Genomic DNA, 13774 nt, shown 5'->3' with positions numbered 1-13774 from the left:
CGCGCCAATCCCTGTTTGAGTGAGGAGTAAACCAACATGAACACCAAGAACCGCATCCAGCGCAGCGCGCTGGTCCTGGCCTTTGCGGCCAGCACCCTGGCCCTGTCGGCCTGCCAGAACCTGTCCTCGCCCACCGTGCGTTTTGACCGCCAGGTCAACTACGGCGATGTCAAGGCCGTCGAGCTGGTGACCAACGAATTCGGCTCCACCGACCTGCAGATGATTGCCGAGAAGATGACCGGCGGTTTGCTCGAAACCGGCATCTTCCAGGGCCGCCCCACGGTGACGATCTCCACCGTGAAGAACAAGACCAGCGAATACATCGACACCACCAACGTGATGAACTCGATCCAGACCTCGCTGGTCAAGTCGGGCAAGGTGCGTTTCGTGCGCTCCATCAACGAGATGCAGGCCGGTGTGGACGAGCTGCAGCGCCAGAACCAGAGCGGCCTGTACAAGCAAGGCACCACCGCCAAGGTCGGCCAGATGACGGCTGCGAAGTACAGCATGGAAGGCGAGCTGACCAGCATCGTCAAGCAGAACAACGCGACCAAGGACGTGTACTACAAGTTCACGCTCAAGCTGTTTGATGTGCAGGAAGGCACGATCGAGTGGCAGGACGAAAAGGAAATCCGGAAGACGAGTAAGAGGTAACCCCCTGAGCGGCTGCGCCGCTTCCCCCTTTCTCTCGCACTGCGCGCGGGAAGGGGGACGCCGCCAGCGCGGCGGGGCGGCCCTAGCGCGGCGGCCGCTGGCCTGGGCCGCGCCAGTTTCGAAGGATGTGGGCGCTAAGGCCACATCGCTCGATGGATTCATGAATTCCCGTTAGCTCACAAGGAGCACACCATGCAACGCAGAACCACTTTGCACACGGCCCTGGCCGTGATCGCCGCCACCACCATGGCCTGGGGCACGGGCGCCCAGGCGCAGCAGCCCGGCGCGGCGCCCAAGATCGCCGTGACCGACCTGGCCTATGCCCAGCGCGTGTCCGAATACTTTGTGGCCGGTACCTACCAGCGCAGCAGCCAGATGAGCGCAGGCGGCAGCCACAGCGGTGGTTACAGCCACGGCCCCTATGGCGGTGGCGGCTCGCACTCGGGCAGCCACTCGATGCAGGCGTCCGAGCAGGCCAGCGGCACCTACGTGGCCGGGCGCTACAGCTACATCGAGCAGCGCGAGCTGGGCGGCTACACCAACGACATCAAGGGCGCCATCCTGCAGGGCACGTACTTCCGCCTGATCCAGGGCAAGGGCTTTGACGCAGGCAAGCCCCAGCCGAGCAAGGCCGAGCAGGTGCTCAACCAGGTGCAGGGCGGCAAGATGGCCACGCCGCAGGTTCAGCCCCAGGTCAACGACGTGATCAGCCGCATCAAGAAGGGCGAGTTCAACGGCGCCGACTACGTGCTGTTCGGCGTGGTCTCCAGCATCGACTTCACAGACGCGCTCTCGCCCCTGCAAGGCACCACCAGCGCAACGCGCCAGTACGGCCTGCAGCTTCTGGCCGACTTCTCGCTCATCAACACCAAGACCTACGAGATCAAGGCCGCGTTCTCCGCCCAGGGCGAAGGCAACGACACCAAGATTTTGTCGATCCGTGGCGACATCGCCCCCCCCAACCGCGCCAAGGTGATGCGCGAAACCTCGCTGTCGCTGGCGCAGGACGTGTACCAGCAGCTCGCCATGCAGCTGGGCTACACCGACGCCAACCTGTCGCGCGGCGTGCGCCCGCCCGTGGTCTACCAACAGGGCGGCCAGCCCATGCCGCAGCCCCAGCAGCCTGAGCAAGTCCTCATCTTGAAGTAGCAGGGGAGCGGCAACCCCCAGAGGCGCTGCCACTCGGTGCCGACCGCCGGGGGCTGCAGCCCCTTGCTCGGCATCTCGCGCTGGGCGGCCACCCGTAGCAGGTGCAGCGCCCGGGGTGGTCGCAGTCATGCCAGACTGTGGCCTGTGCTCAACGTAAAACACCTTTCTGCTTCTACTGCACCTTTGCGGCCCCTGGCCAACCCGGTGCTGGCGTTTTTCGTCGCCACGGCCATTGCCGTGGTGCTGGGTGGCTGCGCCTCGCCCCCGCCGTTCTATGCGGCGGCAGCGTCTGAATCGCTGGTGAATGTGTACGGGCCAGGGGCTTCCACAGAGACGCCCACGGCGCCTGCACAGGCCAATGCACAGGAAGCTCCTGCAGCCACCCAGACGCCACCCCCTGCGGAGCGCTTTGCACTGCGGCCCTTGCCAGGCGCTGATGGCGCCACGCTCCTGGCCCTTACGCGCAGCGAGCGCACCGCCTCGCTGCGCTACCGCGTGATCGTCATCCCCGGCTCCGGCTGCGCGGGCATGGGGCCGATTGCCGACCGCTACTTTGCCGGCCTGCTGCATGCCCAGGTGCTGGTGTTGCACAAGCCCGGCGTGGACCCGCAGGCGCGCACGGCGCCCGCAGACTGCGCACGCGATTTCGTGCAGCAAGACCGCCTCTCCAGCTGGCTGGCCCACGCCCGTGCGGCGTTGGTGGCAGATGCGCAGCAACGCGCGCGCGAAGGCGCACCCGCGCTGCCGCAACTGCTGGTGGGCATCTCCGAAGGCGCCGAACTGCTGCCCGCCCTGGCACCCGAGGTTCCGCAACTCGCGGGCCTGGTGGTGCTGGCGTCCAGTGGCCTTGATCCGCAGGAGGCGGGAGCCCTGCAAGCCCAGCGCCTGGGGGCGCAAGCCGACTGGGAGGAACTGGGCCGCATGGTGGCTGGACGCCGCCCCGACAGTGCCGTAGCGCAGGGCCGCAGCCTGGGCTACTGGCGCGACCTGTGGAACTGGTCCTTGACCCTGCCGCTGGTGCGAAGCCCCTGGCCGTTGCTGCAGGTGTGGGGTGGCGACGATGCGCTGGTGCCCCTTGCGGCCTACGAGCGTTTTGCAGAGCTGGCCTCCTTGCGCACCGTGCCCTATTGCGCGCGCCGCCTGGACGGCGCCAACCACGGCTTGCAGCGCGGTGCGGGGCCGCTCACAGACGGCGTGCAGCTGGTCTGGGCCTGGATCGAGCAATGGGCGCGCAACCCGGCCTCAGGGCTGTGCGCGCCGCTGCTGGACCGGCCCCTGATGCTGTTGCCATCAGTGGGCGTTCCCTGAGCCAGGATCGCACCGCAGCCAGCTCCGCTGCTGCCGATGCGGTAAAAAAACGGACCCTCAGCCCGACGGTGGCCCTTGCGGCCCGGGAGGGACGGGATTGGCAAGGGCCTGCGCCTGCAGCCAGGCACAGAACACATCCAGCCGGGGCAGGGGGCCGCTGGTGCGGCGGCGCACCACGTAGTCATAGCCGGAGGCCACAAAACCCAGCGGGGCCACCAGCCGCCCCGCCAACACGTCGTCCATCACCAGATGCCAGGGGGCGACGGCAATGCCCAGCCCGCGTACGGCGGCCTCCAGCGTGAAGTAGTAGTGCTCGAACTCGGGCCCCGCCTGTGAAGGCGTGGGCAGCGGCACGGTAGCGCCCGCCGCTGCCCCCCACATGGCCCAGGCATTGCGCCGCGTGCGGGTGTGCAGGCGCAGGGGCGCCAGGGCAAGGTCCGCCAGGTCGGTGGGTTGCTGCAGCGCCACCCGCTGCGCCAGTTCGGGGCTCAGCACCGGGCCCAGGTGTTCGGCAAACAGCCGTTGCTCCCTGCTGGCATCCAGCGCTCCGGTGGCCTCCTCGGCGGTGATGACCAGATCGCCGTGTTGGCGCTTGGCATCGGTGCCAGCGTCGGTGGTGCGCAGGCGCACCTCGATGCCAGGGTGCCGGGCCTGGAAGTCGAACAGCCGGGGGATCAGCCACTTCACGGTGAAGGTGCTGAAGCAGGCCACGTCCAGCGGCCCCCGGCGGGTGTCGCTGACCTCGCGCACCGCATCGGCGATGTGGGCAAAGGCGGTGGTCAGCACCGGCTGCAGCACATGCGCTGCCGGGGTGAGGGTAGGGCGGGCCTTGGTGCCGTCAAACAGGGCCACGCCCAGGTGCTGCTCCAGCTGGCGCACCTGGCGGCTGATGGCGCCGGGCGTGACTGCCAACTCGTCCGCGGCCGCCGTCATGCGGCCCAGCCGGGCGGCGGCCTCGAACGCGCGCAGGGCACTCAGTGGGGGCAGGCGGTGGCTCATCTATGTGATTCTAGAGCACATAAATTTAGCCAAATCATCGCTTTTCAATCAAGAAATTGATAGCAAAAATGGATGGAATTTCAAGCGATGGCTGCTTGAAATGCTTGCAAATTGGCAAGCGCTGGTTTGAATGTCTTTATTTGATTTGAATGAACATAGGAAAACTGATGCCCTTTATCCGCACCAACGTTCCGCAGGACACCCCCGCCGCCACGCGCGATGCCATCGTGCAAGGCATTCACCAGGCCCTGGTGGGCGCCATCGGCATGCCGCCGGACGAGCTGTTCAACCTGGTGGCTGGCTACGCCCCCGGCGAATTTGCCTGCAGCCCCACCTTTAACGGCGTGGCGCGCTCCGACCGCGTGGTGGTGGTCGAGATCACGCTGCGGCGCGGGCGCAGCGACGCGATGAAGCGCACCCTCTACGCTGCCATTGCGCGCAACCTGCAGGCCATGGCGGGCGTGGCCCCGGCCGACGTGTTCATCTTCATGCACGAAAACGATTATTCCGACTGGTCCGTGGGCCACGGGCGGTTTGCGATGGACCTGGTGCAAAACAGCGCGGCAGCCTGAGCCGTGGCGCTCGCTACCGGGGCCGGAACATCCTGAACAACTGCTCCGGCCCCACCGTGAAATAGTCCGCCGGGCCGCCGCCGCGCAGGATGTGGCCGGCGTTCGCTGTGTCGTACACGCCGTCTTTCAGCAGCGCTTTGTCGATGTGCACGGCCACCACCTCGCCCAGCACCAGCCAGGTGTCCACCTGCATTCCGTCCGCGCCTTGCAGCTGCAGGATCTGCGTGCTGCGGCATTCAAAGGTGACCGGGCTTTCTGCCACGCGCGGCGGGCGCACACGGGTAGAGGGCAGGGGGGTGAGGCCCGTCAGCGCGAACTCGCTGACCTCGGGCGGCACAGCGGCGCAGCTTTGGTTCATCACGTCGGCCAGCTCGCGCGTGGCCAGGTTCCACACGAACTCGCCGGTCTCCTGCACGTTGCGCACCGTGTCTTTGTAGCCAATGCTGGCAAAGCCCACGATGGGCGGCACGTAGTTGAAGGCGTTGAAAAAGCTGTAGGGCGCCAGGTTGGTGGCACCTGCTGCGTTCTGCGTGGAGATCCAGCCAATGGGGCGCGGTCCCACGATGGCGTTGAACGGGTCGTGCGGCAGGCCGTGGCCCAGGCGGGGCTCGTAGCTGTGGATGTCATCGCGGCGGGGTGGGGCGGTGGTCATGGGGGTGCAGTGAGGTGGATGGGGATGTGCACGCTGCAGCGGGTGTTCCTTTCACCGTGCAGTCTCCGGGTCGTACATTACCTCCGGCTTCTGCGGGAGGCAGTCACCGGGATTTCAAGGACGCTACTAAAATGATAGCTAAAAGCGCTTTATGGTTGAGCGCTAGGGGCTACTTCTATCAAAAGGGGTGGCGCCCACTGGAGCAGTGGCTTTGGCGGTGATCAACATGCAAGACCGAAGGGCAGGGCTATCAGCCGCCCCCATGCCCGGGTGGCAGGCAGCAAAGGCTACGCCCAAAAAAAAATGGACCCGCGAGGGTCCATGGGTAGTCGGCGATTTCCGGTCACCGCCGAGGTGCCGGCAACGCCTTATTTCTGGAACAGCACCAGCTGGGTCTCTGTCGGGGCCATGCCGCCCCTTTCGGCGTTCATCGTCACTTCGTAGCGTGTGCCGGGTAGCGGTATTTGCGATGTGAAGCTGAACGAGAAGTCACCGTTGCCATCTGCCTGCACACGCTGCGACAGCAATTCCTGGTTCAGGCCAAACGCACCGACGAGCGTGCCGACCGCATTCACCTTGACATCCACCACCGCGCCAGGCACGGTGCGGCCACGCACGACCACGGCGCCTCTGTCCACTGTGGCATGGTTGGCATGGCTGGTCACCTGCAGCTGCACCGTGGTGGGCGCGGCGTTCACTTGCGAAGCGATGTTGAAGGTCCAGTTCTGGCGCATGCCGTTGCCCACCAGGTCCCGGGCGGTCACTTCGACCGGATACCGGCCGGTGGGCAGGTCAGCGCGGTAGGTGAAAAACTGCGGCGTGACCTGCGAGGCGGACGTGACATCGCGACCCGCGATCACGATGCGAACGCTCTTGGGGTCTACACCCACACCACCGACATCATCAAACGTGCCGGACACCGAAGTGGCCGCATTGCGCGGGACCGTTTCCCCGTCGCGCGGCGACACGTGGCGAATCACCGGCGGCTTGGCATCGGCGATCAAAGGCTGGGTCAGGGTCGATGAAACCGTGCGGTCCCCGACACGCAAGGTGGCAACCGTGGGCCGCGATGGCGCCAGGTTGTCCATGCGGCGGATGGTGTACGCGCCCTCATACACACCGGGCGATACCTCGCGCATCGGCACGTTGTCGATGACACCTGGAATGTCGAAATCCACCCGGCCTCCGGGCGCGCCGTTCAGCGTAAAGCGCAATTCGGCGCCGGGCTCCATCTTGTCGATGGGGGCGACCGAGAAACGGTCGATCTTCAGTCCGGGTGGCGGTGCGGCCACCACGTTGCGGTCACCAATGTTGGCCGGAAGCGTGTAGTTGCTGGTGATGGTGCGGTTGCGCACCTTCAGCGTGGCGCGCACGGCGCTGCCTTCGTTGAGCCGGTCCTGGCGGCGGACTGTGTAGCTGCCCGTGTATACGCCCCGTTCGGTTTCCTGCAGCACGATGGCGCGGGGCACGCCAGCCACACGGAGCTGAACCTTGCCCCGCGGTGTGCCTTCTACCGTGAACTGCAGGTCGGCGCCGGCCCGCAGACCGTCGTCTGTCGCCACCTGCAGTGATCGCAACTCAGGAGCGGCGGGCTGCGCCATGACCGTACCTGGAACGACCATCAGGGCGCTGGCGACGGGAAGAAGCAGGAAAAGGGCTGCCACATGGTGGCGAATCTGTTTTGTCATGGGGTTCAAACCTGGTGCTAGGGATGAACTCACTGTGGGTGCAACACATGTTTCCAAACGTAGGCGGGCAGCGACAAGTTCGAAGGACAAGACGCCGTTGGCGCGTCAGGAGCGCGCCGTTTTGAGCCCTTTCACGCGTGCGTAGGCCGGTGGTGCAGCCTTGCACAGCCCCTATTGCACAGGCGCCGGGTGTTGCTGCCCCAGAAACCGCCCCGGTGGCTGCCCCACCGACTTGCGCACCATCGCGCTGAACGCACTGGGGCTGTAGCCCAGCTCGGCGGCGATCTGGCCCATGGGCATGCGCCCGGCAGCCAGCGACACGGCCTTGGCCAGGATGACCTGCTGGCGCCACTGGGTGAAGGTGCTGCCCAGTTCGGAACGGAACAGCCGCGCCACGGTGCGTGGGCTGGCGCCGGTGTCCTGCGCCCAGTCGGCCAGTGTTTCATGGCGCGTGGGGTCGGCCAGCACGGCCTCGCACAGGTGGCGCAGGCGCTTGTCCTGGGGCAGGTCCACGCCCAGCTTCACGGCGGCGGCGCGGGCCAGTTCATCGCGGATGAGGGCGCTCAGGTGCTGCTCGCGCAGCCGCTGGGCGGGCGTGAGAGCGGGGCCGCCGTCGGGCGTGGTTGGCATCTCGCGCACCAGCGAGCGCAGCAGGTCGGACACCTCCAGCACGCGGCACTGGCGCCAGGCGGCCGAATCGTCTTCGCCGCGATGACTGGCGCCCGGGCCATCGCCGCGATGACTGGGGCCGGCGCCATCGCCGCCGAGGGCGCCGGGCCCGCACCGGCCGCGCGGCTGGTGGAAGTACAGCGTGCGCAGGTCGGCGTCTTCCACCATGGTCACGGCATGTTCCACGCCGGGTGGAATCCAGAGCGCGCGCGAGGGCGGCACGATGTAGGTGCCGTGGTTCACCGTGAGCCGGATCACGCCCGTGGTGGAGATCGCCACCTGCGCCCAGGGGTGGCTGTGGGGCATCACCTGGGTGTCGGCGGCCAGCCAGCGCAGCTTGGCGCGCACCGGGCGGGCGGGGGTGGGCACAAACAGCTCGGGCGTGAGCGAGCCCACGTACGACATCCCGCGCCCCGCTCCGCGCGAGCTCCCGGCCTTTGGACGGGGGACGACCTGGGCGGCAAAGTGCTCCACCACCGGCTCGGGGGATGGGGCGGGTGCGGCGGCGGGGTTTGGCATGTTTGCGATAGAAGTTGGCCGCCTATCGTAAACCTGCCGAAGCCTGCGTGCCTAAGATCAAGCCCATGACCGCTTCATCCTCCGGCGCCACCGCCAACCCCGTGCCCTTGCGGCAGGACGCCCGCACCATCGGCCTCGTTGGCCTGGCCCATGGCAGCTCGCATTTCTTCCACATGCTGCTGCCGCCGCTGTTCCCGTGGCTGATCGGCGAGTTTGGCTTCAGCTATTCCGAGCTCGGCCTGCTGGTGTCGGTGTTTTTTGTGATCTCGGGCGTGGGCCAGGCGCTGTCGGGCTTCATCGTGGATCGCGTGGGCGCGCGGCCGGTGATGTTTTTTGCGCTGTCGAGTTTTGCGGCAGCGGGCCTGGCGGCGGGCACGGCGCAGGGCTACTGGGGCCTGTTGCTGGCGGCCGCGCTGGCCGGGCTGGGCAATGCGCCGTTCCACCCGGTGGACTTCACCATCCTCAATAAGCGCGTGTCGCCCCAGCGCTTGGGGCATGGCTTTTCGGTGCACGGCATCAGCGGTAACCTGGGCTGGGCCACGGCGCCGGTGTTCATGGCGGGCATTGCCACGGCCACGGGCTCGTGGCGCACGGCCTGCCTGTGCGGGGGCCTGTTCGCCCTGGTGGTGCTGGCCATCATGGTCTGGAACCGCGATGCGCTGGACGACCGCCAGGGCGCCTGGGCGCACCAGGCCAAGGGCGGGGCAGGGGCTGCCAAGCCCGAGCACCCCATGGCCTTCCTCAAGCTGCCCTCGGTGTGGCTGTGTTTCTCGTTCTTCTTTTGGAGCACCTGCGCCCTGAGTGCCATCCAGAGCTTTGCCAGCCCGGCGCTGCAGTCCATGTATGGCCTGCCGCTGAGCATCACGGCCATGGTGGTCACCGGCTACATGCTGTGCGGCGCGGTGGGCATGTTGATCGGCGGCTTCCTGGTGGGGCGTGTGCAGCGGCTGGAGAAGATCATCTCGGTGTGCCTGCTCGGCTCGGCCGCGCTGCTGGTGGTGGTGGGCCTGGGGCTCCTGCCCGCCATGGCAGCCGTGGTGGTGGCTTCGGTGGCTGGCCTTGGCACAGGCCTGGCCGGCCCTTCGCGCGACATGCTGATCAAGCGCGCTGCGCCCCCGGGCGCCACGGGCCGTGTGTACGGTACCGTGTATTCGGGTCTGGACCTGGGCTTTTGCCTGGCCGCCCCGGTGTTTGGCGCCATGCTGGACCACGGCATGACCTCAGGCATCTTCTACGGCTCGGCCTTTACGCTGGCGCTGAGTGTGGTGTCGGCGGCGCTGGTGGGGGTGGGGGTTGCGGCACGGGCTGCCAGGCCCCTGGCGACGGCGGTCTGAAGGACGCTGGGGCAGCTACGGGCACTCCCGCCGCGCTGGCGAGGCTGTCGAGAGACAGGTCGAACGCGTTCTAATGCCAGGCTGAACGCGCGCCCCGCGCCGGTAGCCCCAGCCGGGGCTTGGCCGCAACGGAGCTTGCTGCTTTTGGTCACCAACCCTTCATTGCCCTGTTCGTACACACCCATGCGCAAGATTGCTTTGGAATCCATCGCGGCGGGCACCTTCGCTGCGCTGGCCATGATGCCGGCGGGCTGGCTCTTTCGGCTGCTGGAGATGCGCGTCGGGCACTACGGCCCCAAGTTTGCGGCCCTGTACCTTGCGCAGCCCGGGCCCGTCGCGCTATTCGTTCAGCACCTGGTTCTAGGCTGGGTGTCTGCCCTTCCCCTGGTAGTGTTGCCACTGCACCGTATGGTCACAGGCGGGGCGCTGGGTGTGGGTGCTGTCTACGGTGCACTTTATTACGCAACCGTCAACTCGCTGGCGCGCCCGATCTACTTTGGTGATCCATTGCCCTGGAGCCTGGGGCTGGCCGTGGTGCTGCCGAGCCTGGTGGTGCACGTGGTTTTTGGTGTGGCGGTGGCTTTCGGAGTGCTGGCGATGAGGCGCAGGGGCGGGGGTGGACGTTAAATATCGTCGCGGTCGATTTGCAGCCGACGATCTCTCAGTCCGACAACTCTTAGGCTCCCGCATACTCCTGCCATGCCATTTCCCCTTGAAGAACGCCGCGCCTTGCTCAACGTGAAGGGCGTGGGGCCGACCGTCGTCGCTCGGCTTGAACAGATGGGCTTTGAATCGCTGGCGCATCTGGGCAAGGCCAATGCCCTGGACATTGTTTCCACGGCCTCGGCCATGGTGGGCTCCACCTGCTGGAAGAACAGCCCCCAGGCCCGCGCAGCGATCCAGGCGGCCATTGCACTGGCCCAGTCGCGGCCTGCTTGACCTTTCAGCTGCAAGCCTGGGTGGGGTGTGTTGCAATGCGGCCCGGCGATGGGGCAACAAGTGGCCCCTGCTGCTGCCTCACACCATTTCCAGGACACCCCATGACCCACCCCATCTACAACGCCAGCATCCCCGTCTTTCGCCAGATGCTGGGCTCCCTGAAAGACGTGCTGGCCAAGACCGAGGCCCATGCCACGGCGCGCAAGATCGAGCCGGATGCCCTGCTGCAGGCCCGGCTGTTCCCCGACATGTTCCCCATGGCGCGCCAGGTGCTGATTGCCTGCGACTTTGCCAAGGGCGTGGCGGCGCGCCTGGCCGGGGTGGAGGTGCCGTCCTTCCCCGACGCCGAGCGTCCCGGTTTTGCCGACCTGAATGAACGCATCGACACCGTGCTCACGTTTGTCGAAGGCCTGCCAGAGGCTGCGTTTGCCGATGCCGCCACACGCCAGATCACCATCCAGCCCGGCACCCCGCGCGAAAAACAGTTCGTCGGCGAGCATTACCTGCTGCACTACGGTCTGCCTCAGTTCTTCTTCCACGTGAACGCGACCTATGCCATTGCGCGGCACAACGGCGTGGAGCTGGGCAAACGCGACTACATGGGCAAGTACTGATCAGTGCCTGTGCGCAGACGGTCACCTCGGTGGCCGCTACTGCGCATAGTTCAGCGGCAGCGCCGTGGTGAACTTGATTTCTTCCATCGCAAAGCTCGAACTCACGTCTGACAGCGCCACGGCCTGCGTGAGCCGCTTGTAGACCGAATCGTAGGCGCGGATGTCGGGCACCACCACGCGCAACAGGTAGTCCACATCCCCGCTCATGCGGTAGAACTCGACGATCTCGGGGATGCCCATCACGGCATCCCGCAGGGTGTCAAACCATTGCTGGTGGTGCTGGTTGGTCTTCACGGCCACGAACACCGTCACACCCACATTCACCTTGCGCGGGTCCACCAGGGCGACATGGCGGGTGATGTAGCCCTTCTCGCGCAACCACTGAATGCGCCGCCAGCAGGGCGTGTTGGACAGGTGCACGGCCTCGGCCAGCTCGGCCAGTGGCGTCTCGGCGTTGTGTTGCAGCATCGCCAGCAGCTGGCGGTCAATGGAATCCAGATTCTGTTTCAAGGGATATGTGAGAAATCGTTTCCCTTATTGGGCGTTAATCAGGGCATAAAAGCAAAGTTTTTTCAGGGCTGTCGTTACATACTGTCAAGGCATCGTTGGCACGGAATCTGCGTCAAGTCCCCGTAATTTCGCACCGTGCATCCACCCGGTGCGTGGTGCGCTGTCTCCCCATGGCACGCCGTTCCTGGCCCCTCCCGTCGCCCTTTTTTCAAGGATCTCATCCATGTCGCTTTCTGTTTTTCGACGCAACCCCTACGCCCTGGGACTGAGCATTGCCGCATTGGCCGTGCTGGCCGCCTGTGGCGGCAGTGACGGCCCCACCACCCCGGTGGCCACGCCTGAGCCCGCCGAGCAGTACGTGCCGCCCGAGCCGCCCTCGGGCTACACGCCCAAAACCATCAGCTATGCCAACAAGGACATGGTGGCGGCGGCCAACCCGCTGGCGGTAAAGGCAGGTGTCGACATCCTGGCCAAGGGCGGCACGGCCACAGATGCCGCCATTGCGGTGCAGATGGTGCTGAACTTAGTGGAACCGCAGTCGTCGGGCATTGGTGGCGGCGCCTTCATGCTGCACTACGACAAGGGCGCCAACAAGCTGCTGGCCTACGACGGCCGCGAGACCGCGCCCAAGGCCGCCACGCCCAACCTCTTCATCGGCGCCGATGGCAAGCCGCTGGCGTTTCTGGCGGCGGTGGACGGCGGCCTGTCGGTGGGCACGCCGGGCGTGCTGCGCATGCTCGAAGCCGCGCACAAGGCCCACGGCAAGCTGCCCTGGAAGGACCTGTTCGAGCCCGCCATCAAGCTCAGCGAAGACGGCTTTGCGATCTCGCAGCGCATGAGTGTGTCCATTGCCGGGTCGGCCGCGCGCATCAAGGCCCAGGGCGAGCCCGGATCCAGCTATTTCCTCAACGCCGACGGCACGGCAAAGGCGGCGGGCACGCTGCTCAAGAACCCTGAATTTGCAGCCACCCTCCGGGCCATTGCAGCGGGCGGTGCCGATGCGTTCTACAAGGGGGACATCGCCAAGGACATCGTGGCCAAGGTGGTCAGCCATCCCACCAACCCCGGCAAGCTCGCGCTCGATGACCTGAGCGATTACACCCACAAGGTGCGTGAGCCCGTGTGCGGCGTCTACCGTGTGCAGTACCGCGTGTGTGGCATGCCCGCGCCCAGCTCCGGCGGCATCGCGGTGCTGCAGACGCTGGGCCTGCTGCAGGGCTTTGACCTGGCGGCCATGAAGCCCAACACGCTCGACTCCGTGCACGTGGTGTCCGAGGCCTACCGCCTGGCCTATGCCGACCGCGCGCTGTATGTGGCCGACCCTGACTTCGTCAACGTGCCCCAGGCCGGCCTGATCAATGCCGACTACCTCAAGGAGCGCGCCAAGCTCATCAGCCTGCAAAAGAGCATGGGCGTGCCGGTGGCTGGCATCCCGCCGGGTGTCACGGGCGCCACGGGCAAGGACAGCTCACTGGCCCTGCCATCGACCACGCACATGTCCATCATCGACAACGCGGGCAACGCGGTGTCCATGACCACCACCATCGAGAACGGCTTCGGCAGCCTGCAGATGGTGCGCGGCTTCTTGCTGAACAACCAGCTCACCGACTTCTCGTTCACGGCCACCGACGCGGCAGGCAACCCCATTGCCAACAGCGTGCAGGCCGGTAAGCGCCCCCGCAGTTCCATGGCACCCACCATCATCTTCAACGCCACCACGGGCGACCTCGAAGGTGTGGTCGGCTCGCCAGGAGGCAGTGCCATCATCCAGTACACCGCCAAGACCATCCTGGGCATGACGGACTGGGGCCTGAACGTCCAGCAGGCCATCAACCTGCCGAACTTCGGTGCGCAGACCAACGCCACCACGTCCATCGAAAAGGGCTCGCTCATCGACACCGCTGCCATCCGCGACGGACTCAAGGCGCGCGGCCACGCCGTGGCGCAGACCGACTCCTTCACCAGCGGCCTGCATGGAGCGGTGTTCAACGGTGTGCGGTCCAACGGCAATGCGGGCCTGCTGTCGCGCAACCCAGGAGCGGGCACCTATGCCGGTGGCGCCGATCCCCGCCGGGAGGGGATTGCGCTGGGCAACAACTGAGCTGCGCAATGTGATCGGTGGCGGCTCCAGAGCAGGGGCTGCGCTGATACTGACGAAGGCTGCCGG

The 13774-nt window shown here is 66.3% G+C and carries 14 protein-coding genes; 9 read left to right on the top strand and 5 right to left on the bottom strand.

The features are described 5' to 3' along the window. Positions 1-36: 36 nt before the first annotated feature. The 3 genes from lpoB (at position 37) to AC2YJX_RS09620 (ending at position 3111) form a co-directional block, all read left to right on the top strand. Complete coding sequence (lpoB, locus tag AC2YJX_RS09630) at positions 37-654, top strand: penicillin-binding protein activator LpoB (RefSeq protein ID WP_487255909.1); 618 nt, start codon at positions 37-39, stop codon at positions 652-654. Between the two features lie 192 nt (positions 655-846). After that, positions 847-1803, top strand: coding sequence for a hypothetical protein (locus AC2YJX_RS09625; protein WP_487255908.1), 957 nt, complete (start codon positions 847-849; stop codon positions 1801-1803). 183 nt (positions 1804-1986) lie between these two features. Continuing rightward, on the top strand, positions 1987-3111 hold the full coding sequence (locus AC2YJX_RS09620; protein ID WP_487255907.1) for an alpha/beta fold hydrolase: 1125 nt from the start codon (positions 1987-1989) through the stop codon (positions 3109-3111). Positions 3112-3168: 57 nt separating this feature from the next. Here the strand turns inward: AC2YJX_RS09620 and AC2YJX_RS09615 are convergent, their stop codons facing one another. Further along, the gene (locus AC2YJX_RS09615) at positions 3169-4110 is read right to left on the bottom strand and encodes a LysR substrate-binding domain-containing protein (protein WP_487255906.1); all 942 of its coding nucleotides are present in this window, start codon (positions 4108-4110) and stop codon (positions 3169-3171) included. A 167-nt stretch (positions 4111-4277) separates the two neighbouring features. On the opposite strand from AC2YJX_RS09615, the gene AC2YJX_RS09610 reads away from it, so the two are divergent. Beyond that, the gene (locus AC2YJX_RS09610; protein WP_487255905.1) at positions 4278-4682 is read left to right on the top strand and encodes a tautomerase family protein; all 405 of its coding nucleotides are present in this window, start codon (positions 4278-4280) and stop codon (positions 4680-4682) included. 13 nt (positions 4683-4695) lie between these two features. Here the strand turns inward: AC2YJX_RS09610 and AC2YJX_RS09605 are convergent, their stop codons facing one another. The 3 genes from AC2YJX_RS09605 to AC2YJX_RS09595 all read right to left on the bottom strand — a co-directional run bounded on the left by AC2YJX_RS09605 (position 4696) and on the right by AC2YJX_RS09595 (position 8210). Continuing rightward, positions 4696-5334 carry a flavin reductase family protein gene (locus AC2YJX_RS09605; protein WP_487255904.1) on the bottom strand — a complete coding sequence of 213 codons (639 nt, stop codon included), beginning with the start codon at positions 5332-5334 and terminating at the stop codon, positions 4696-4698. 368 nt (positions 5335-5702) lie between these two features. Continuing rightward, positions 5703-7022 carry a hypothetical protein gene (locus AC2YJX_RS09600; RefSeq protein ID WP_487255903.1) on the bottom strand — a complete coding sequence of 440 codons (1320 nt, stop codon included), beginning with the start codon at positions 7020-7022 and terminating at the stop codon, positions 5703-5705. A 171-nt stretch (positions 7023-7193) separates the two neighbouring features. Next, positions 7194-8210, bottom strand: a complete 1017-nt coding sequence (locus AC2YJX_RS09595) for an AraC family transcriptional regulator (protein WP_487255902.1) — start codon at positions 8208-8210, stop codon at positions 7194-7196. A gap of 65 nt (positions 8211-8275) precedes the next feature. Between AC2YJX_RS09595 and AC2YJX_RS09590 the strand changes: the two genes are divergently transcribed. The 4 genes from AC2YJX_RS09590 to AC2YJX_RS09575 all read left to right on the top strand — a co-directional run bounded on the left by AC2YJX_RS09590 (position 8276) and on the right by AC2YJX_RS09575 (position 11097). Beyond that, positions 8276-9544, top strand: a complete 1269-nt coding sequence (locus AC2YJX_RS09590; protein ID WP_121422976.1) for an MFS transporter — start codon at positions 8276-8278, stop codon at positions 9542-9544. 183 nt (positions 9545-9727) lie between these two features. Beyond that, the gene (locus AC2YJX_RS09585; protein ID WP_487255901.1) at positions 9728-10171 is read left to right on the top strand and encodes a hypothetical protein; all 444 of its coding nucleotides are present in this window, start codon (positions 9728-9730) and stop codon (positions 10169-10171) included. Positions 10172-10243: 72 nt separating this feature from the next. Further along, a complete protein-coding gene (locus tag AC2YJX_RS09580; protein ID WP_055395781.1) occupies positions 10244-10483 on the top strand; it encodes a hypothetical protein in 240 nt (79 codons plus the stop codon). 101 nt (positions 10484-10584) lie between these two features. Then, on the top strand, positions 10585-11097 hold the full coding sequence (locus AC2YJX_RS09575; protein WP_055395783.1) for a DUF1993 domain-containing protein: 513 nt from the start codon (positions 10585-10587) through the stop codon (positions 11095-11097). A 36-nt stretch (positions 11098-11133) separates the two neighbouring features. Here the strand turns inward: AC2YJX_RS09575 and AC2YJX_RS09570 are convergent, their stop codons facing one another. Next, entirely contained in the window at positions 11134-11595 is a 462-nt protein-coding gene (locus tag AC2YJX_RS09570; RefSeq protein ID WP_055395804.1) for an Lrp/AsnC family transcriptional regulator, read from the bottom strand. Positions 11596-11830: 235 nt separating this feature from the next. Here AC2YJX_RS09570 and ggt point away from each other — a divergent pair, with 235 nt between their 5' ends. Next, positions 11831-13708, top strand: coding sequence for a gamma-glutamyltransferase (gene ggt, locus AC2YJX_RS09565; RefSeq protein WP_487255900.1), 1878 nt, complete (start codon positions 11831-11833; stop codon positions 13706-13708). The last annotated feature ends 66 nt before the right edge of the window (positions 13709-13774 follow it).

It is taken from the genome of Acidovorax sp. SRI_002, assembly GCF_057586455.1.
This window is presented reverse-complemented; position numbering and strand designations above follow the sequence as displayed.